Origin of the sequence: Nocardia sp. NPDC059180, assembly GCF_042754945.1 — a bacterium.
GTDB lineage: Bacteria > Actinomycetota > Actinomycetes > Mycobacteriales > Mycobacteriaceae > Nocardia.
On record NZ_JBHZBU010000010.1, the window covers coordinates 266,544 to 285,789 of the forward strand.

General features: G+C 64.6%; 19 protein-coding genes and 1 pseudogene. 8 read left to right on the forward strand and 12 right to left on the reverse strand.

What is annotated here, in order from left to right; translation table 11 throughout:
- Positions 1-11: 11 nt before the first annotated feature.
- On the reverse strand, positions 12-1,064 hold the full coding sequence (locus ACFXNW_RS26970) for an FtsX-like permease family protein (RefSeq protein WP_379420583.1): 1,053 nt from the start codon (positions 1,062-1,064) through the stop codon (positions 12-14).
- Positions 1,065-1,195: 131 nt separating this feature from the next.
- On the opposite strand from ACFXNW_RS26970, the gene ACFXNW_RS26975 reads away from it, so the two are divergent.
- From ACFXNW_RS26975 to ACFXNW_RS27000, 6 genes are all read left to right on the forward strand, one after another.
- Complete coding sequence (locus tag ACFXNW_RS26975) at positions 1,196-2,527, forward strand: sensor histidine kinase (protein WP_379420584.1); 1,332 nt, start codon at positions 1,196-1,198, stop codon at positions 2,525-2,527.
- On the forward strand, positions 2,524-3,141 hold the full coding sequence (locus ACFXNW_RS26980; protein ID WP_379420585.1) for a LuxR C-terminal-related transcriptional regulator: 618 nt from the start codon (positions 2,524-2,526) through the stop codon (positions 3,139-3,141). Before ACFXNW_RS26975 ends, ACFXNW_RS26980 begins: the two co-directional genes overlap by 4 nt.
- Before the next feature lie 47 nt (positions 3,142-3,188).
- Complete coding sequence (locus ACFXNW_RS26985; protein WP_379420586.1) at positions 3,189-3,614, forward strand: PPOX class F420-dependent oxidoreductase; 426 nt, start codon at positions 3,189-3,191, stop codon at positions 3,612-3,614.
- A 65-nt stretch (positions 3,615-3,679) separates the two neighbouring features.
- On the forward strand, positions 3,680-4,453 hold the full coding sequence (gene cobM / locus ACFXNW_RS26990; protein ID WP_379420587.1) for a precorrin-4 C(11)-methyltransferase: 774 nt from the start codon (positions 3,680-3,682) through the stop codon (positions 4,451-4,453).
- A 239-nt stretch (positions 4,454-4,692) separates the two neighbouring features.
- Complete coding sequence (locus tag ACFXNW_RS26995; RefSeq protein WP_379420588.1) at positions 4,693-5,145, forward strand: DoxX family protein; 453 nt, start codon at positions 4,693-4,695, stop codon at positions 5,143-5,145.
- Positions 5,146-5,147: 2 nt separating this feature from the next.
- Positions 5,148-6,011 carry a DoxX family protein gene (locus tag ACFXNW_RS27000; protein ID WP_379420589.1) on the forward strand — a complete coding sequence of 288 codons (864 nt, stop codon included), beginning with the start codon at positions 5,148-5,150 and terminating at the stop codon, positions 6,009-6,011.
- Positions 6,012-6,230: 219 nt separating this feature from the next.
- Here the strand turns inward: ACFXNW_RS27000 and ACFXNW_RS27005 are convergent, their stop codons facing one another.
- Positions 6,231-7,475, reverse strand: a complete 1,245-nt coding sequence (locus ACFXNW_RS27005; protein WP_379420590.1) for a 2OG-Fe(II) oxygenase — start codon at positions 7,473-7,475, stop codon at positions 6,231-6,233.
- A gap of 386 nt (positions 7,476-7,861) precedes the next feature.
- Between ACFXNW_RS27005 and ACFXNW_RS27010 the strand changes: the two genes are divergently transcribed.
- Both ACFXNW_RS27010 and ACFXNW_RS27015 read left to right on the forward strand, forming a co-directional pair.
- The gene (locus ACFXNW_RS27010) at positions 7,862-8,641 is read left to right on the forward strand and encodes a hypothetical protein (protein ID WP_379420591.1); all 780 of its coding nucleotides are present in this window, start codon (positions 7,862-7,864) and stop codon (positions 8,639-8,641) included.
- A 93-nt stretch (positions 8,642-8,734) separates the two neighbouring features.
- On the forward strand, positions 8,735-10,015 hold the full coding sequence (locus ACFXNW_RS27015) for a Fic family protein (protein WP_379420592.1): 1,281 nt from the start codon (positions 8,735-8,737) through the stop codon (positions 10,013-10,015).
- Positions 10,016-10,074: 59 nt separating this feature from the next.
- Here ACFXNW_RS27015 and ACFXNW_RS27020 read toward each other — a convergent pair whose 3' ends face one another.
- The 10 genes and pseudogenes from ACFXNW_RS27020 to ACFXNW_RS27065 all read right to left on the reverse strand — a co-directional run.
- Positions 10,075-10,464 carry a hypothetical protein gene (locus tag ACFXNW_RS27020; RefSeq protein WP_379420593.1) on the reverse strand — a complete coding sequence of 130 codons (390 nt, stop codon included), beginning with the start codon at positions 10,462-10,464 and terminating at the stop codon, positions 10,075-10,077.
- A gap of 104 nt (positions 10,465-10,568) precedes the next feature.
- Entirely contained in the window at positions 10,569-10,838 is a 270-nt protein-coding gene (locus tag ACFXNW_RS27025) for a hypothetical protein (protein WP_379420594.1), read from the reverse strand.
- Positions 10,835-11,584 (reverse strand): TNT domain-containing protein, encoded by a 750-nt coding sequence (locus tag ACFXNW_RS27030; protein WP_379420595.1) that lies wholly within the window; start codon positions 11,582-11,584, stop codon positions 10,835-10,837. Before ACFXNW_RS27030 ends, ACFXNW_RS27025 begins: the two co-directional genes overlap by 4 nt.
- A gap of 32 nt (positions 11,585-11,616) precedes the next feature.
- A complete protein-coding gene (locus tag ACFXNW_RS27035; protein ID WP_379420596.1) occupies positions 11,617-12,018 on the reverse strand; it encodes a hypothetical protein in 402 nt (133 codons plus the stop codon).
- 32 nt (positions 12,019-12,050) lie between these two features.
- Positions 12,051-12,671: a pentapeptide repeat-containing protein gene (locus tag ACFXNW_RS27040; protein ID WP_379420597.1), complete on the reverse strand. Its 621-nt coding sequence runs from the start codon at positions 12,669-12,671 to the stop codon at positions 12,051-12,053.
- Between the two features lie 19 nt (positions 12,672-12,690).
- Complete coding sequence (locus ACFXNW_RS27045; RefSeq protein ID WP_379420598.1) at positions 12,691-13,485, reverse strand: hypothetical protein; 795 nt, start codon at positions 13,483-13,485, stop codon at positions 12,691-12,693.
- A gap of 140 nt (positions 13,486-13,625) precedes the next feature.
- Positions 13,626-14,168, reverse strand: coding sequence for a hypothetical protein (locus ACFXNW_RS27050; protein ID WP_379420599.1), 543 nt, complete (start codon positions 14,166-14,168; stop codon positions 13,626-13,628).
- 768 nt (positions 14,169-14,936) lie between these two features.
- Positions 14,937-15,455 carry a hypothetical protein gene (locus ACFXNW_RS27055; protein ID WP_379420600.1) on the reverse strand — a complete coding sequence of 173 codons (519 nt, stop codon included), beginning with the start codon at positions 15,453-15,455 and terminating at the stop codon, positions 14,937-14,939.
- Positions 15,456-15,666: 211 nt separating this feature from the next.
- Positions 15,667-16,062, reverse strand: a complete 396-nt coding sequence (locus ACFXNW_RS27060; protein ID WP_379420601.1) for a hypothetical protein — start codon at positions 16,060-16,062, stop codon at positions 15,667-15,669.
- Between the two features lie 13 nt (positions 16,063-16,075).
- Positions 16,076-19,246: pseudogene (locus ACFXNW_RS27065) on the reverse strand (hypothetical protein); the annotation flags it as partial.

Here is a 19,246-nt window from a genome sequence, read left to right on the forward strand (position 1 = left end):
TCCTCCAAGCATCAGCGGGCCGCGCCGAGCGCGGTGAGCGGGTCGGTGGTGAACAGGAATCGCAGCGCGAACGCGGCGCCGCCGAGGCCGAGCAGAATCAACGCTCCCGCCGGTAGCAGCGTGGTCGCCGGGCGGATGACGAACGGCAACGCATCGCCCATCGCACTCGCCGCGGCCACCGTGATCCCCAGACCTGCGGTGACGCCGGCCGCCAGCACGATCGCAGCCTGCGCCAGGGCGTCACGCACCAGCGATGCCGAGGTGGCGCCGAGCGCTTTCAGCGTCGCGATATCGGGCAGCCGCTGAATAGTCCAGACGGTGAAGAAGGCGCCGATGACCAGTGCGGAGATGGCGAACAGCAGCAGCGTCATCAATGTCAGCGAACCGTTCTCGGCCTGATAGGAACCGATCGCTTCCAGCGCGCCGGAGTGAGTCGTAGATGTGGTGGCTGCGGCGGTGTTCACCGAGGTCTGATCCGGTACGCCGGAGACGGCGAGCACCGTCGCGGCCCCGGATCGCGGGCTCACCGACTGCCAGTCGGGCAACGTCATCCAGACAACGGGAGTATGGCTGTACCAGTCGTCGCCGCGCACAGCCGCCACGGTGAAGGTGTGCCCGCCGAGATCGACCGCATCACCGTCCGCGGCGGCGAGTGCGGAGGCCGCGCCTTCGCTCAACACGACGGTCCCAGTGGCGGTTGCGTTGCGATTGCCGAATGCGGTTCCGTCCGCACCGAACAGCGCCACCTGGCTGGGTGCCGAGCCGGTTGCCGAGGTGGCGCGGGTCCGGCTGATCCCGATCGGTTCGACCGATCCGCCTGCCTGCTGCCACGTCGTGATCTGTTGTTCGGTCAGCGCGGAGGTGTCGAAGGAAGGGTCCGCGCCGGTGTCGGCGAACACTATCTCGTCGGCAGCGATCCGCTCTATGGCCGAAATGTTCTGGTGCGCGAGCCCTGCGGTGAGTCCGCTCAGGAAACTCACCAGCAGCGCGACCAGGGTGACGACCAGCGTGATGAGCACGAAGCGACCACGGGCGGCGCGGAGATCTCGGAGTGCGACGAACATGTTGTCAACGATGCCGCGATCCGGCCTCCGAACCATCGCGCGCGCGAACCAACCGCCGACGATCGAAGGTCGGTATCGCCTTTACACCTTTTGATGGATGCCGTCCAGGTAGCCGGGCATAAGCTGGCACGGTGCATCCGTCGCCGCTCACCCCTGTCGTCACCGCCCTGCGGTTGGGGTTGCATGTGTTGGTGACTGCGCTGGTTGCGGTGGTGGTGATCCGGGCGTTGCTGCCCGGCGCCGAGTATCCGGTCGCGGTGGTTGTGCTGAGTGCCGGGTTCCTCGGTGTCTATTTCGCCGGCGCCGCGATGGGTGGCCGGCGTGGCGGGATGCTGCTGTGGCTCGGCGTGCTGACGATCCTGTGGTTCGCCCTCGTCGCGCTCTCCGCCGACGCCATCTACCTCGCTTTCGGCCTGTTCTTCCTGTATCTGCACCTGCTGCCCCGGCCGCTGAACTATGTGGCCGTGATCGCGGCGACCGGGGTGGCGGTCGCCGGATTCGGCCTCCACCGCGGCTGGTCGGTCGCCGGTGTGATCGGCCCGGTGTTCGGTGCGGCCGTCGCCGTCGGAATCGCGCTCGGCTATCGGATGCTGTTTCGCGAATCCGGCGAACGTGAGCAGTTGATCACCGAACTGCTCAGTACCAGAGCCTCGCTCGCCGAACAGGAGCGCACTGCGGGCAAGCTTGCCGAACGTGAACGCCTCGCCCAGGAAATTCACGACACCGTCGCCCAGGGGTTGAGCAGTATCCAGTTGCTGCTGTATGCCGCCGAACAGGCGGCGCCCGATCATCCCGCGTTACCGCAGATCCAGTTGGCGCGCGCGACCGCTGCCGAAGATCTGGCCGAAACCCGTAGGCTCATCGCGGAATTGACACCCGCCGCGTTGGAAGGGAAATCGCTGGCCGAGGCGTTGGAGCGCGTCTGCCTGCGAGCCGAAACGCCGGAGTTGGCCGCACAACTGGCGGTGGAAGGCGCCCCGGAACGGTTGCCGATGCCGATCGAGGCCGCACTCGTGCGCATCGCACAGGGCGCGGTATCCAACGTCGTCCAACATGCCAACGCCACCCGCATGCGCCTCACCCTCACCTACGCCGAGTCGGAAGTCCTGCTCGACGTGGTCGACGATGGCGTAGGTATCGCGTCGGGAATTCTCGACCAGCCGCCACCGGGTTCGTTCGGCCTGGCCGCCACCCGCCGCCGGGTCGAGCAGCAGGGTGGTGCGATGACTGTCGAATCGGAGCCGGGCCATACCGCGGTGACGGTGTCGTTTCCGTTGCCGCCGCGACGTGCGGGGGAGGCGCACCCCGCATCCGGTCATCGCGACCCCGGTGAACTGGGGTTCGCCGCCGAGCCCGCGCGGCACCCGGCTGCCGACTTCGCCGACCGCCGAGTCCCGCCCACACCACAACCCGAGCAACGCACGCACCGCGGGCACTTCGATGACGCAGGACAGGCTCCGTGATCCGACTGCTGCTCGCCGATGATCACGCCATTGTCCGGGCAGGGCTGCGTGCACTGCTCGAGGGCGCCGACGATATTCACGTAGTCGGCGATGTGCCGACCGGCGAAGCCGCCGTCGCCTTCTGTACTACCGAAGCGGTCGACGTCGTCCTGATGGATCTGAGCTTCGGCCCCGGCCGATCCGGCGCACAAGCCACCGCCGAACTCTGCGCATTGCCGGATCCGCCCAACGTCCTGGTGGTCACCAACTACGACACCGACGCCGACATCCTCGGCGCCATCGAAGCCGGTGCCTGCGGCTACATCCTCAAAGACACCCCACCCACCGAACTCCTCGCCGCGGTCCGCTCGGCCGCCGCAGGCGAGAGCGTCCTCTCACCCGCCGTCGCATCCCGGCTGATGACCCGTGTCCGCCGCCCCGACACCACCCTCAGCCCCCGCGAGATCGAAGTCCTGCGCCTGGTCGCCGACGGCCGCTCCAACCGCGACATCGCCCGCGAACTGTTCCTGAGCGAAACCACCGTCAAATCGCATCTGGTCCACATCTACGGCAAACTCGGCGTCCGCTCCCGCACCTCCGCCGTCGCCCGAGCCCGCGAGCAAGGAGCGATCTGAGGCTGACATAGCGGCGTCTCATCTGAGGTCGCCCTTATGGTGGGCGCATGGCAGCGTTGTCGGATCCCGCGGTGCGGGACTTTCTCACCGAGGGCACCCGGACCGCGAAGGTGGCCTTCACAGCGAGCGACGGGCGCCCGGTGGTGGCGCCGGTGTGGTTCATCGTCGAAGGCGAGGAGCTGGTGTTCAACACCGGCAAGAGTTCGGCCAAAGGGAAGGCCTTCGCTCGTGATGGGCGGGTCGCGCTATGTGTCGATCTGGAAGCGCCGCCATATGCGTTCGTGCAGGTCCAGGGCACGGTGACGTTGTCGGAAGACCCGGAGGAGCTGCTGCGTACGGCCACTGCGATCGGTAGGCGCTACATGGGCGCCGACCGTGCCGAGGAGTTCGGCGAACGCAATGGTGCGCCCGGCGAAATGGTGGTGCGGGTGCGGCCGGCCAAGGTCATCGCCGAGCTCGATATCGCAGGCTGAATAGACTCGGCGGCAGGCCCGTGGCCTTAGACGGGCGAGCACAGAGCGAGCAGTGAGGACCCAGCATGACCGTGCACTTCATCGGGGCAGGGCCCGGCGCGGCGGATCTGCTGACCGTCCGCGCGGTCGAACTGCTCCGCACGTCGCCGGTCTGCTTATACGCAGGCACCTACCTCGACCCCGAGGTGCTCGCCCACTGCGCCCCCGGCGCCGAACTCATCGACACCCAGCACCTGGACATCGACCAGATCATCGCCCACCTGGTCCGCGCCCACGACTCCGGCCGTGACGTCGCCCGCCTGTGCTCGGGCGACCCGTCCATCTACTCGGCCCTCACCGAACAGACCCGGCGCCTCGACGCGCACAACGTCCCCTGGGACGTCACCCCCGGCGTACCCGCCTATGCCGCAGCGGCCGCCATCCTCGGCACCGAATTGACCGTGCCCGAAGTGGTGCAGTCCGTCGTCCTCACCCGCACCCAGGCCCGCTCCACCGCCATGCCGGAATCCGAGGCGCTGGCCGAATTCGCCCGCACCGGAGCGACTCTGGTACTGCACCTCGCCATCACCCGAATCCGCACGCTGGCAGCCGAACTCACCGAGTTCCACGGCGCCGATTGCCCCACTGCCGTCGTCTACCGAGCCAGCCAACCCGAAGAACTGGTCCTGCGCGGAACCCTCGCCGATATTGCCGACCAGGTCGAAACTGCGGGATTGCGTCAGGCGGCAATCATTCTCGTCGGCCCGGCCTTGCGAGTCGGCGTGTCATGCGTGGGGTCGCACCTCTACGACCCGCAGCGCGACCGGCGCACCGTCTCAGGAGACGCACCTCGGGGGTGAGGCTCCGGGCCATGCCTGCGGCCACCGACATCTCGCTCTGGAAGTCCGACTCGGCGGTGCTGATACTCGGCTGTCGCATGTGAACCCGATAAAAGCTGGTTCCGTACCTCACGCCGCACAAAGCCATCCGGCTGTCACATTCGTCCGGCGCAGCCGGTCATAGAAACGACGGGATGATCCCGTGTCCGCCGGCGTAGTCCGGCGGGGCTCGTTTCATAGACGTTTCGGAGGAAGCTGCGATGGCTACACGCACCCCGCCTGCCTGGTTGCGCACTGGCATCTACTGGTTCTTTGGCTTCACATTCACCATGGGAGCGATCACCAAGTTCTATTCGGGCGAGACGTTCTTCGGCCCGGCTTACTCGGAAAAGTTCGCCGAGTGGGGTTTCGACCCGAACATGCGTTTCGTAGCAGGCGCCATCGAGTTGGTCTGCGCGATCCTGCTGGTTGTCCCGCGCAAGCAGACCAGATTTCTCGGCGCCTCGATGCTTGTGCTGCTGCTGACCGGCGCGGTCACCACTCACATCATCGACGAGGCGCCGGTCGGTGAAGAGGTATCGGCGCCACTGCACTTGGTGGCCATGATGATTATCGCGCTGGTGAATTGGCCTGCGGACTGGCGCGAACTGCTGCCCGGGCGTGCACCGGCGTCCCCGTCGGTGGGATCGTCGGTTGTGCGGAGCGGAAGCTAGCCATGCTCGGCGTACAGAGGTCGGCGATTCCCGTTGCCGCCGCTGGATTCCGGGCTCGCACCATCGTCTACTGGGTCACCACTCTCATCGTCGTGGCGGAATCGATTATCGGCGGTGTCTGGGACGTCACGAGGACCGATTACATCCGTGACGTCGTCGAGGCGCAGTTGGGGTATCCCTGGTTCCTCCCGGTCATCATCGGCGTCTGCAAGATCCCCGGCGCCCTGGTGCTGTTGGCGCCGCGAATGCCACGGCTGAAGGAATGGGCCTATGCCGGAATGGTATTCATCTATATCGGCGCTTCCGCCTCGCATTTCGCGGAGGGCAATATCCAGGCGGGGATCGGCCCGCTCGGCTTCACCGCGCTTACCTTGACGTCCTGGGCTTTACGCCCCGTATCCCGTCGCGACCTCGGCCACCGGCCGTGGGTGCCGATGCGCGGGTGGATCGACGGAGCTCGGAACCCGATCATCGGATACTGGATCTTCACGACGATCATCGGGTTCGTGCTGTTGTCCGGCGGGATCGCGGACGTGGTGCGTCGCGCCGGAACCAGCGCCGGCGTGCTGGAGCTGGGGTATCCGGCGTACTTCCTGACCATCCTGGGGGTGTGGAAGGTACTCGGCGTGTGTGCTCTGCTCGCCCCTGGGCTTCCACGGTTGAAGGAGTGGGCGTACGCGGGGACGTTCTATATGTTCGCCGGCGCTTTCATTTCGCATCTGATCGTTGGGTCGGCGGTCAACCACCCGATCTGGACCGGCTTGTTCGCTGTCTGCACGATCATGTCGTGGATATTGCGGCCGGACAATCGCGTCGTCGAGGGTCCGGCGGCAGTGCGTTCGGTCGCCAAGGTAGCGGTGGTGTAGTTGCGAGAGGCAGATTCCCACGAAGGGGACATGAGACTGGGCTCAGCGGCGTGTCGCCAGTTTCAGGTCCCCCTCGTGGGTTTCGTGAGGCGGAGGGCCGCGGGTGCGGCCGACCAAGGTCATCGCCGAGCTCGATATCGCGGGCTGAATACACTCAGCGGGAGACCCGCCGCGTAGACGCGCGCGGCGTCCCCTGGGTGGTCACCTCATCGAGCGGTTCTATTGACGGGGCCGAACGATGATCGCCGCGCGGCGATACCAGAAATTGGCGGTGTTTCCTTCATTGCCCATGTAGCCCTCGATTTCCGACGCGAACGGCTCCAACGTCGACTTCGATCCGCCTACGCACAACTCCTCATCCAGAACCCTACGAACAGCGGGTTCGCCGGCCGCCCCTGACCTGTCGATCTGCCACGTCAATGTGGTGGTCGACCAGCGGAGCTCGCCGAGATCTTCCGATCCCGGGGCCAACGGCAGGCTGGAGAGCACCGGAAGGTCCGCGGGGTCATCGGGCACAGGATCGACCATTTCCCCGTCGTCATCGAACTCGACATCAGAGCTTTCGACGCATTTCCACCCCTCCTCAACGCGCTCCCAACGCTGACGATAAATCATCATCCACGAGGTGTAGTCCTCCTCGTAGGTGTCCTCGACCTCCGCGAGCGCCAGCGACGTGTCGTGTCCCGCGATGTCGGCTGCCGCGAGCATCATCCCAGCACGCGCAGCGTCGCCGCCCTTGAGTCGATCCCACCCGAATCCGTGCTGGGAATACTGATGATCCAGCAGGTAGACGAGTTGGCGCGGTGAGCGTTTCGCCGACGACGACGTCGACAATTCCATCGGCGTGGTGAGATGCGCGCGCAACTGCTCGGCCAGTAACGCGACTGACGGATGCATGCCGAATGCGGCGGCGTCCGGGCCGGTACGCCCCTTCGCCACCAGGTTGTAGGTCAGCGTGATCCGGAAACCGTCGGTTACCGGGAGCACCTCGTGCTCGCAGTCGGCATAGAACGCAACGAACGACAGCTCCACCGGAGAACCCTGATCGGTGATCTTCGTCCCCTGCTGCTCGATCACCAGCTCCCCGCCGGCGAACGCCGAAGGTAGCGTCACCACCAACGTGCCGATCATGCCGTCGGCCTTCTCCGAATCTTGATGGCGCCGAAAGAATTGCCCCGGCTCGTACACCAGCATCGAATGGAGCTCCGCCGACAACTCGCAGTCCTGCGCCAGACCCAGCTCGGCCCGCAGTATGTCCAGCATGGGCAGTAATGTTTCGCGCCACTGCCGCTCGTCGATCGCTACCTGGTCCGGCGGAATCTCCCATGTGTCGCGTACGTTCGCGTCCAATCGAGTCTGCTCGCGCAATCCATACCGCGCCGGCCGCGCGATTTCGCACAGTCGCCGCGCCTGAACCGGCGTCACCGGCAATCCGATCGGCCCCACCCCGTCCACCTCGATCACCAGGTTCTCCGCGGGCCCCGTCCGACGCGCAGCAAACGAACCCGTCCCCGGCACCGAACCCATGAGCTCGCCGATCATCTGTAAAGTCTTGTCCGTCATACACTTCTCCCACGTTCGACAATGTTCGCGGGCATTCTGTCAGGGCCCACCGACGATTCAGCCCCGGATCGCGCGCCTACCCTCGACCGCGACCGCTTTGATTGTTGTGCCGCCGATTTCGCTGTCGCCCGGCGTCCGGTGTAATTCGCCCCGCCGCAACAAGCGTGGCGAACGCGGCGCGTTTGCGGAATCAGCCTCGCGTGGCGGCCACGGGTGGGGCGACGCTCGAAAGTGTGCAGACCAAATGTGCAGAATCTGCCGTTGACAACACCTGACGTGCGCGGAAATTGCTCGATTTCGGTGAGTACGGGCCGCGAACGGGTAGTGAGTTGATCGGCGCCACCGGCCGCTTGTCCAGCTGCGTCGGGTGGCTCTCCTACGACGCGAACCAGCCAGGTATCGCCCGCCGCTGCTACACCGACGCCATCATGTTGGCCGAACAAAGTGGCGACGACGGCATGATGGCTGGCGCGCTGGGCGGGCTGAGCATCATCCTGACCGACCGTCCCACGAACAGCCGCGAACCGGTCCGTATAACCCAGCGAACCAGTGAGCTGGCCAGACAAGTTCCCTCAGCCCGTCTCAACGCGCTGCGAACCGCGAGATTGGCGAGCGCATACGCCGCCGTCGGCGACCACCAGGAGTTCGAGCGCGCGACGAACTGCGTCTGGCGCGAGGTCGATCGCGGACTCGATGACGCCGACGACCCAGTGTGGCTGGCCTTCGTCACCGAACCCGAGCTACGCGTCCAAGAAGCCAAGGGCCACAAGATGCTCGGCCAACACCACCGCGCCGCCACCCTGTTCCGCGAAAGCCTCAACCGCCCCACCAACCTCCCCCGCGACGAAGCCTCCTACCGCACCTACTACGCCGCCTCCCTAGCCGGCCTAGGCGACACCACCGAGGCCCTCACCGCCGCCCACTCGGCCCTCGACCTCCTCGACGGCCCCGTCCAATCCCCACGCTTGCTGGCCGAACTACAGCCCGTCCGCGACGCTGCCGAGTGCAACCGGTCGGATTCAGCGGCCCGATTTCGCCACCGTTTCGACTCGACGGCCAGCGGTTGACCTACGCAGGTACTATCCGCGGCCGCCGTGATAACCCGCATTACCCGCCATCCTTATTAAAGGTTATCTGCTAACCTTTAATAAGGAGGAGTCATGGCAAAGCTTGTGCAGCGACGCTGGGTCAGCGACCTGGACGGCAGCGGCCTGTCGCGCCGGGATCGTGGCTCCGGTGTCTATCAGGCTTACCTGCCGGATCGCCTGGTCGGCCGCCTTATCGCGCTGACCAGCGAAACCGCTGCCGATGTGGTCGACGCCGAAGTCGCCATCACACGCCTGGACACCGAGGCGACGGCGCTCGTCGAGACCGAAGCGCTGTCTCGATTGCTCCTGCGCGCCGAGGCCATCGCCTCCTCGCGCATCGAGGGACTCGAGATCGGCGCTCGGCGGCTGCTACGCGCGGAGGCGGCTCGTGAGTTGGAAGGCGAATCCTCGGATGTCACCGCTGCCGAGGTACTGGCGAACATCGATGCGATGGCTTTGGCTACCACGGTGATCGAGCCCGGCGGTGCGATCACAGAGAACGCCGTTCTGGAGGTTCACCGCAGACTGCTCGCGGGCACCAAGCTCGCAGCGCATGGCGGACACCTGCGCACGGTGCAGAACTGGATCGGTGGCAGCTCCTTCAATCCCTGCTCGGCCGAGTTCGTTCCGCCACCGCCGGAAAATGTTCCCGAGCTGATGCAGGACCTGATCAGCTTCTGCAACAGCGACGACTTGCCCGCTGTCGCCCAGGCGGCGATCGCGCACGCGCAATTCGAGACGATCCACCCATTCGTCGATGGCAACGGCCGAACCGGCCGCGCATTGATCCACCTCATTCTGCGTCGCCGCGGTGTCGCCGAACGCATCGTCGCACCGGTGTCGCTGATACTCGCGACCTGGAGCGACAGCTACATCGACGGCCTGAACCGCTTCCGCCATCTCGGCGCGCCCGACTCGAAGCAGGCCACCGAAGACCTCAACACCTGGGTCGCGCGGTTCGCCGCGGCGTGCACACGCGCAGCCGCCGACGCCACAGATTTCGAACACAAGGCTGCCGACCTGCAACGATCATGGCGCGCCCGGCTGGCCCCCGTCCGCGCGAACTCCGCGCTCGACCTATTGATCGGCAAACTCGTCGGCGCCCCAATCCTGACCGTCGCCACAGCCGCAGCGCTGATCGAACGCAGCTACCCCGCGACCAATCCTGCAATCGAGCGCCTGACCGACGCGGGAATCCTCCGCCAACTCACCGTCGGCCGCCGCAACAGAGCCTTCGAATCCCCGGACGTGATCACAGCATTCACCGCCCTGGAACGCCGCCTCGCCAGCCCTGACGGCGACACCCGCTCGTCGCCACCGAAACGACCTGTGCCGCGCCGCAATACCCGCTGACCAGAGCGGTTTGCGAGATTTCACCTGCCGGTGTGACGGCAGAGCGCTTCGACTGATCCTCACCGTTTGTGCACGGACGCGAAGTGCTGCTGCAGCGCCAGGACCGCGCGGTCGGTGGCGCCTTGATCGGGCACGTCAGCGTGGAACCTGCAGTGGTGTATGTGCTCGAGGAGATCATCCTCCGGTGCAATTCCGTGCTCCGCTAGGTAGTACGCGGCTGCGCGCGACCATATCCAAGTTCCATCCGTGGCAAAGGACATCGGGACACCCCGCTTTCGCTCGGGGGCAAGCAGATCCGGTCCACGTGCAGAAGTCCTGAGAACGAGTCTCCCGCCCTTCAAGAATCCGAGGACTCTGGCGCGTTCGGCATCGCATTCCATGATCAGCCGCGCGGAGAATTCGGGGCGCCCGGCGTCGTCGGTCCCGTCGAAGAGGCGTCCGATCCTCATCGCTCCATCATGCTCGGTCGGTGCGCCGAGGATCGGATCGACCGATGGGAACCGGGGTCTACCGCGCATAAGGGGCTCCGCCCGGGCGAACTCGGCTCCTCAGGTCAGCTCCGATTGAGGATGTCCGTGACCAGCATGCGTCCGCCCAGCAGCCGTAGTGCCGCGATTCTCGAGTTGGCGCGGCCGAGGTTCTGGGTTCGGGAACCGCGTTCGTAGTAGAAGACCTCCCACCAGCCGTCGTCGGCTTCGACGACGCACCATGCTTGTTCCCGTTCCCGGCCTTCGGATACAAGCGAATCCGGTGTGCTGACTTTGGAGAACTGTGCCAGCTGGCTGGTCGGGTCCTGGGGGAAGAGTTCGCCTCCGGTGGTCACAGCGCCATCTCCTCGATGAAGCCTGAGCCCACCAGGTCAACGGCGGGCATCAGAGTGAAGTATTGGGTTCCGCCGCCCGGCTGTCCGAACCAGGGCGCCACCGGGCCCGACCACACCGGCATCTGCTTGATCACTCGCCATCGGCGGTAACCGGAATGCGCGTAGTCGAGGGGGAGCGAGCGTTCGACGAACGGTGTTCCGATGTCGTACAGCAGACGGGTGTATGTAGACCCGAACGAGTCCACGATCCGGCCGGGTTCGATCCGGATAGGCGCGCGGCCCGCAGGTTCGGCGAATCCGTCGGGGTGCCGGGTCGGATTCGGCCAGATCAGGCGGCGTTCTCCCATCGGCAGGCTACGATCCTCTGCCACGACGAACTGTTGTACCCAAGCGTCTTCGGTGAGGTCACCGAATACGCCGCCGGAATCGTCATGCAGCAGTGACTGCACCGCGGGATGGGTGATCGGTGCTCCGCCGAGCGCGCCCGCGGTACCCCGGCCGGGGGCGAGCGGCTGCGTCCCGTCCAATCCGCCGCCGATCATGCCCAACATGCCCCAGCACGCTGCATCCTGCTTGTTGTACACGCAACGGTCGTGGCGGCCGCCGCGCTCATACCAAAAGACCTCGTAGGTGCCGTCTTCCATCGGCACGAGGCAATAATGATCATCGGCGAGCTTGCCGATCGAGAAAATCGACTCCGGCACGCCGAGCCCGCGCAGGATCATATCCAGCTCGTAGTAATCCACGTCCTGACCTTTCTGAAGGCCTACCTGCCTTGTCAGTCGAACAGTTTGTCGAACTCTTGCTCGGCGGCCTTCAGCGCCGCAGCGTCGAGAACCGCCGGGACGAAGTTCCGTTCCCGCGCATGAGCGATGAACTCGGCCGGCACTTCGACGCCGTACTTGCGGACGAAGTAACCCCAGTACGAGGGCCAGGCCCATGTCCCGTCGGTCGAGTAGCCGATCGACACCACCCGCTTCTTGCTCGGGTCGAGGGGATCGTCGATCGACGCGGTGACCCACAGTGCGCTCGACTCGTCCAGGTAGTCGGCCAACGGTGAGCGGAGTTCCTGGTCGAGCTGGTCCAGCCGCTCCCGTGCAGGTACCTGCTCGAACGGGGTCTCGTCGTCGGCGTCATCGAGCTGGTTCACGACCTCGTCGATATCGGGCAGTATGTACATAACGTGCAATCCTCCCACTTGGATCGGTTGAACTAATCGCCGTCGTGCATGTTTCGATGCTCGGGTACAAGGATCTGCACGCTTGCTCCATGGCTGTTCAGCCAATCTTCTAATTCGCTGCCATCCAGCGTTCGTGTTCCGGATGGCTCGAAGATCTGCGCCGGACCGTACGCGGTACCTGTCATGTGTTCTACGAGCGTGGTTCCATCCATTGCGATCTCGAGCGCGCATGCTTCGAGTCGCACTTCGCGAAGATTTGCCCCCCTGAGGTCGGTATTGATCAGGTTGCAGTCGGTAATCACCGCACCGCTGAGGTTGGAAGACCGCATATTCGAGCGGTAGAACGACGTTTTTGCTATCTGGCAGGCGCGGAGATCTGAATGTGCCAAGGTGGCGTAATCCCATTCGACTCGCGCGATTCTCGAGCGAGCTACATCGGCTCCGGTGAAGTCGGTTTCCGACAGGTCTGAACGATAGATGACTGCATCTCGGATGGACGTACCGCGGAAGGAGGAACCATTCAATTGGCAGTTGGAGAAATCGCCACCTGACAGATCTGCCGAATCGAACGCCAGTCCGTACGCGACGAACCCTTCTCCGGGCCGCGTCAGCCAATCATTCAGAACTCGAGCCGTTTCGGGGTCGCTCGGCATCTGGGCCGGCCTCCAGGGGCTAGGGGTACCAGATGACATTGTCGGACCACCCTTTCGATTCCACGATGTTTTTCAGGTCGGTGATAGCGGCTTCGTTCGCGTTGCGAGTATCCAGGACGATCATTCGGCTCTTCACGATCTGTCGCTCCATATTGGCGACGAATTTCTCGTTACGGTCGGGATTGTAAGCGCCCTTGAATGGCTGCGATTTATCGCGATGGTTATTCAGGGGCGGCCAATCTGGGTATACGTCCCCATCAGCCCAATCCAGGGTGTTATCCGGCCTGGTGATCGAAGCCATCCACGCGTCATGGCCGAGACCGTGATACGGATCGAACCCGTCCGGGAGCAGCGACTGGACGGCAGGATGGCTGCGATCGACACCGGGCGGCGTCGGTGGCCACTGTCCGGTTCTGTCTTTGTATTCTTTCGTGCTTTTGTCCAGAGCTTCTTGGATCGCTTGCAGCCGTTGCAGTTCGGTCGAATCCATATCCGGATGGACCAGATCGTCGGTCGGGACCGGGTTGCCTTTCGGCCGGAAGTACTCATCGCGCGGCAGCGACGGGTCCGGTGCGGAATGGCCGGCGATCGGCGCGGCGGAGTCACCTGCGGCCTGTGGCGCCGCAGAGGTCGCCTGCTCAGGGCGCTCGGCGCCATCATTGCGCTGTGGAGCCAACGATTCCGCGCTCGGCGCGGGATTGTTTCGTTCGAGCCGAGCCGGCGTAGAGGGCGGCTTGTCTTCCGTCCGACCCCGGCCGGGCGGCTGATCGCCTGCCGCAGTGCTGCGGCCGGGGTGATGCAGGCCTGCTTCCATACGCACTGGGTCAGCTGATGTACGGCTGCTCGGCTGGTCAGCGGGCTTGGTTGCGCTTGGCTGGGTGTTCTGGTCGATCGGAGCTGCGGAGGGCTGGGAGTTCTGCGGGGTTGTGGAGGAATCGGGTTCGCGACTGTCGTCTAGAACTCGAATGTCCCTGTCTGGGGCCAGGTCCCGTCCTGGCGGCTGCGCCATTCCGTCCATGCCAGGGCCTCCTGACATGCCGGGTGGGCCGCTGGGGTGCTGGTTCGAGAATCCAGGGTTTGCTTGTTGATCACCAACTGGTCGTTGATCGGTGATTGATGGGGTTCAGTGAGGGAGGTCGCCCGGACCTGGTACTCGACTTCCTGGGGTGTCTCCCGTGTCCGTTCGACGTGAACCGTCCACATCGGTGGGAATACTTGGTACCCCGGAATCGGTTGGCCCGTCCTGATCGCTTGGTCGTACTCCTCCCCGATTAGTTTCGGGGGCAGGCTCCGATGTGCTGTTATCACTCCGGTCTGCTTGTTCACCACGTAGTTCCCGAGGCCCAGTCCCTGCCCGTTCGCTATCTGCTCCTGGGTCAGGATCGGACGGGCCACCCATCCGAACTCCGTCTCCAGAATGGTCTGTTCCTGGCTCGGGTAGATCTGAGCCAGGTATTGCTCCACTTGCTCCCTGGTGTGGAACTGTCGATCCGGCATTGGTGGCTCCTTGATCAGCGGAAATCGGAATCGACAGCTTGGTCGAATTGTCGGCCATCCAGGCAGGTGGGGTGTCGGATGCCGCGCCCGACTGCGGGGCTGTATGGGTATCGGCCTGGGGACCTTGGTCTAGAACTCGAACGTCCCTGTCTGGGGCCAGGTTCCGTTCTGGCGGCTGCGGGCTTCCGCCCATGCCATCGCTCGGGTGCATGTGGGATGGATTGCCGGGGTGTTCGTGTGGTGCTGGAGGTTGTGTTTGTTGATCGTAAGCTGATGTTGCGTTGGAGGTTCCATCGGTGGTTGCGTCTGGGATTCGGACAGGACTCGGTACTGGATCTCGTCGGGAGTCTCCTGAATCCGATCGATATGGACTCTCCACGTCGGGGGATACACTTGCCGACCCTGGACTGGTTGCCCGGTCCGAATCGCTTCGTCGTACTGTTCCCCGATCGTCCGCGGCGACAGGCTCCGGTGTGCTGTCACGACTCCGGTCTGACGGTTGACCACGTAGTTCCCCAGCCCGAGACCCCTGCCCTTCGCTCGTTCCTCCGGCGTCAGTATTCGACGGCATACCCAGCCGAACTGAGTCGGGAGAACCGTGAACTGGCGGGTGGTGTTGAGCGCTCGAGCCAGGTACCGCTGGACTTGTTCCGGCGTTTCCAGGGGCTCGGGCATCGGTGGCTCCTGCTGCGGTTGCTTGGTTCTGTGGTGTCGTGCCAACTTCCTGATCAAGTCCGCGACGGGTATCGGAACCCTCGGTAGCGGGGGTCAGTACTCTGTTGTCCCCACGACCGGCCAGGTCCCGTCCTGGTTCTTGCGCCAGTCTGCCCACGACGTCACGACCGCTGAGGTCGTCCCGGTCGGTTGGTACTCCAACGTACGTTTGTTGATCACCAGTTGGAACTCGTGTGGGGGCTGACGTTGGGCCAGCTCCGTCACTTGATATGTGATCTGGTCGATGGTTTCGTTCGCGCGCCGGATCCTGACCTGTGTTCGTGGTGGGTAGATCTGCCCGCCTGCTGGTGGCCGACCCGTCCGCATCGCTTCGGCGTAGTCCTCGGCGATCATCGGTCCCGGCCAGCTCGGATACTGGGTCACCGTCCCGGTCTCGGCGTTGACCACCAGGCTGGTCATCCCGACGGTCTGACTGAATGTCGTTCCCGGAGTCGGCTCCGGGCTGCACAGCCACCCGAATTCGATCGGACCGATGTGGTACTTCTGGCTGGGACCGAGGATCTGTGCCAGATACTGTTCCACCTGATCCTTGGTTCTGTACGGTGCCGGCATTCATTGCTCCTTGGTCGGCGGGTATGGGGATGAAATCCACAGTCACCGAGTTGCCGACCATCCTTGGGGGTGGTGTATCGGACACGGTTCCGGCTTGCGGGTCCCACCAGAGCGGGCCCGAAGCTCCTGGCGGATAAACGATTACCGTAGCGTGACCACCTTAATTAACCGGAGATCCATCGAGGTGATAGCGGTATGGATCGTTCGTGGTTCAGGATTGATTCTGCGTAGAGGCAAAGTGCTGTTTGAGCCTGTCAATGGCGGAGCTCACGGTATCCTGGTCGGGGACGATTGCAGAATAATCGCACCGACGGATATGTTCGAGGAAATCTTCCTCGGGCGCTATGCCGTGATTGGACAGGTAGTAGGCGGCGGCGCGCGACCAGATCCAAACGCCATCCGTGGCATAGGACATCGGAACTGCCCTCTTTTTTTCTGGTGCAAGCACGTCCGCGCCGCGTCCGGAGGTTCGGAGAATGAGAGTTCCTCCGGTCAAGAACTGTTTAATTCTCGCTCTCTCGCTATCGTCCTCGACAATCTGGCGCGATGAGAAATCGGGAAAACCCGAACTATCTGATCCGTCGAACAGTTGTGCAATTCTTGTCATTGAATTGTCTCCTTCAGTTCTCGGTTGGATGGAATCGGACCCATATTCCGTCTGGCGGCCACTTCGGTTGGGTGCATGTGTCGCTGTCGCAATGAGCTGAGGAAACTATGCTGGTCCCATCCGCATAGCCCCAGGCGAGCTCCGTCGGTGCATGAACTGTGACTCCGAGTTCGTCGGCCAGATGTTGTGCGAATGGGTCTTCGCCTTGGCCTGTTTCGCACGAGAACAGGCGGATCGGTTCTCCGTTCCAGTTCGGGTCGGCGCGAACCAATTCCGCAAGCTCTGCCGCAGTTAGCTCATCGTCGCCGATATACGCTGCCTCAGGGCTGCCGTGTAGATCGAGAGTATAGAACCCGGGAATTGCCTGAAGCGCCAGTGCGGAGTCCCGCATATCCTGGTCGTCGGGCTCGTAGTAGGCCCGTCCCGCCGGCGTCTCTAGACCGGTGTCATATAGATCTTGCAGTTCCTCGGAGAGGGCCTCGACTTGCTCCAAGGGGATTGTCGGCATATCGGCGATGCTGTCCGTTACAACAGGAATTGGAACGGTCGGGTGCTCTGAAGGCGGAACCCATGGGTGAGTCCTCGGGTTTGCGACATCTGACCCGGCGGTTGCACCTTGTGCTGGACTCGGGTGTGGCCCGCGCCTTTGAGGGTTGTCGCGGGTCTCGGAGTTGGTATCTGTGAGCGAACTTTGTCGCGAATCGGTGTGTGGAGGTGGTTCATTGCCGAATGAGCCGAGCGCTGGCCCCAAACCTTTGAGACGTTCCAGCCATTCTTGTGGACTTCGCTGTGGGGTGTCGAAGACCGGCTTGTAGCCCGAGACCGGACGCGGAGTCGAAACTGGGCTACCAGGAGGACCGGCCGTTTGAGCGCGACCAACGCCAGCCGGAGTGCTCGTGTGGGGCTGGTCCGACTCCGAGTATCCAGTTCTCCCGTCAAAGTTTGGGTGACCGGACGAGCTGAAATCCTTGCCTGACCTGCTGCGACCCGGCGGATCGTTGTGGAAGTAGTTGCTACGTCCAGGACTTTGACTATCGCGGTCGCCGAACTCCTGTTGGTCTTGTCGGTCGTTGGTGGATGGCGAATACGACAGCGGAGCCCGTGCATCGGGAAGGTTCGTTGAGTGAGGTCGGTGTCCGGGTACGTAGTCGCTCGACGAGGACTTGGTGTATGGACTGTCTGGTGTCTGACTGGATTGCTTGACCTGTGCATCTAGGGCCGATGTACGGTTCGGGATTCCAGGTTGGGGACGGGCGGGTGTGTTCGCGAGTTGGGCTCGTTCGGCCTGGTATTCGGCTTCGGTGGGTTGGTAGCGGCCGGTGTGGGGGTTGTATTGGCCGGTGTAGAAGGGGTCGCGGGGGATGGGGCGGCCGTCGTTGAAGTGGGCGACGTATGTGTGGATGTCGGGGTTGTAGCCGGGGCGGTTCGGTGGGGGTGAATCTGGGGTGGTGTTGGGGTCGTTGGCGTCCGGGGTCGGGTCCGAATCCGGGCTTGGTGAGGTTGGGTGGCTGGCTTCGGGGTTCGGGTCCGAGGATGTGGCGCGGTTCGCGTCGGGGCTCGGAGCGGGGGATGTGGTGTGGGTGGGGTCGGTTTTCGGGACCGGAGGCGTCGCGTCGCCGGTGCCGACGTTCGGGTCGGCGGATGTTGCGCGGTTGGTGTTGGTGTTCGGGCGCGACGGAGTGGGGCGGCCGGACGTGGCTCGGTCGCCTGGTGGGGTTGGGCTGGGTGGTGTTGTGGGGGTGGGGGTCTGGGTCGGCGAAGGGGTGGGGCTGGCGGGGTTGGGCGAGTTCGCTGTGGCGGCGTTCGCGGGTGTGGGCGAGTTGGGTTGGGCGGCCGTATCCAGCGGTGGTGCGGTGGCTGCTGCTGCCGTGGTGTTTGCCGGTGCTGCGGCGGCGGTGAGTGGGGCACCGGCGGGTGGGGTCGCGGCTTCGTCTTGCGCGGGCGGGGTTTGGTTGCGGCCGGTCGAACTGTCGGGTGTGGGCGCTGCGGATTGAGGCGGTGGTGTGTGCTGCGTAGTCGAACTCGGGCCGCCGGTTGACGTGGGGGCGCCGAGACTCGACGGCGTGCCCGTGCCCGACTGGCCGGATGTGTCTTGACTGGGGGCGTTCTGGGCTTGCGGATCGCCAGGCGCGTCGTCGGTGTTCTGGGTGGGCAGGTCCAAGGGGGTTGGCCGGGAGTTCGACGGTGTGTCGTGGGGTGGCAGGTCGAGGGGATCAGTGGTCAGGTTCGAGGGTGCCTGGCTGTCCTGCTCGGGGAGGTCCAGAGAGCTCGTGGGCTCGGCCGGTTGGGTCGTGCCGGGCTGGGCGGTGCGATTCTCCTGCGTCGGCAGGTCGAGCGAATCGGGGCCTTGGGACGGCTGCTCGGGCTGGGGTGCGGAGGGGTCTTGGGCGGGAAGGTCGAGGGAGCTCGGGTCGGTGCCGGTGGGCTGGTGGGTCGGCTGGTCGGTGGGGGAGCTGGTACCGCCATCGTTGTTGCCGGTGCTACCGCTGCCACCGCTATCACCATTACCGGTGCTACCGCCACTGTCACCGGCGCCATCGTTCTGCGCTGTCGGGACAGAGTGCGCGGGCGGTTCGTCAGCCGGAGCGTTGTTGCCGTTGCCGGAGGTTTCATCCCCGGGGCTGCTGGTGGTGCTGCCGCCCTCGCCGGGGGTGGGCGCGTCGGGCTGCGGCTGTTGGCCGGAGGAGGGCTGGTTGCCGTTGCCATCGTTCTGGCTGGGGTGGTTGCCGCTGCTGTCGTCGCCCGCGGGGCTGGTTTGGGTCGGTTGCTGGCTCGGGGACGGGTTATTGCCGCCGGTGTTGTTCGGGTCGCCGCTGGGGGACGGTTGGGTGCGGGCAGGTGGTTCCGTGCCGTCCCCGGGGCTGTTGTCGTTATTGCCGCTGGAGGGCTGAGCGCTGGCGGGCGGTTCGTTGCTGTTGACGCCGCGGTCGTTGTTCTGGCCGCCGTCAGGGGTGTCCTGGTTGTTCTCGCCGCGGCCGGGGTTGTTGCTGTTTTCACCCCGGGCCGGATCGTTGTTGTTCGCGGGGTCTTGGTTGGGCTCGCGTTCGGGGTCTTGGCCGGGTCCGTTGTCGCCGCCGTCGTTGCCACCACGGTCGAATTGGTTCTGTGCGGCGCCGGCGGCGGCGCTGGTGAAGGTGTCGGCGGTGAGTTCGAAGTCTTCGCCGGTGATGGCGGCCATGGCGGC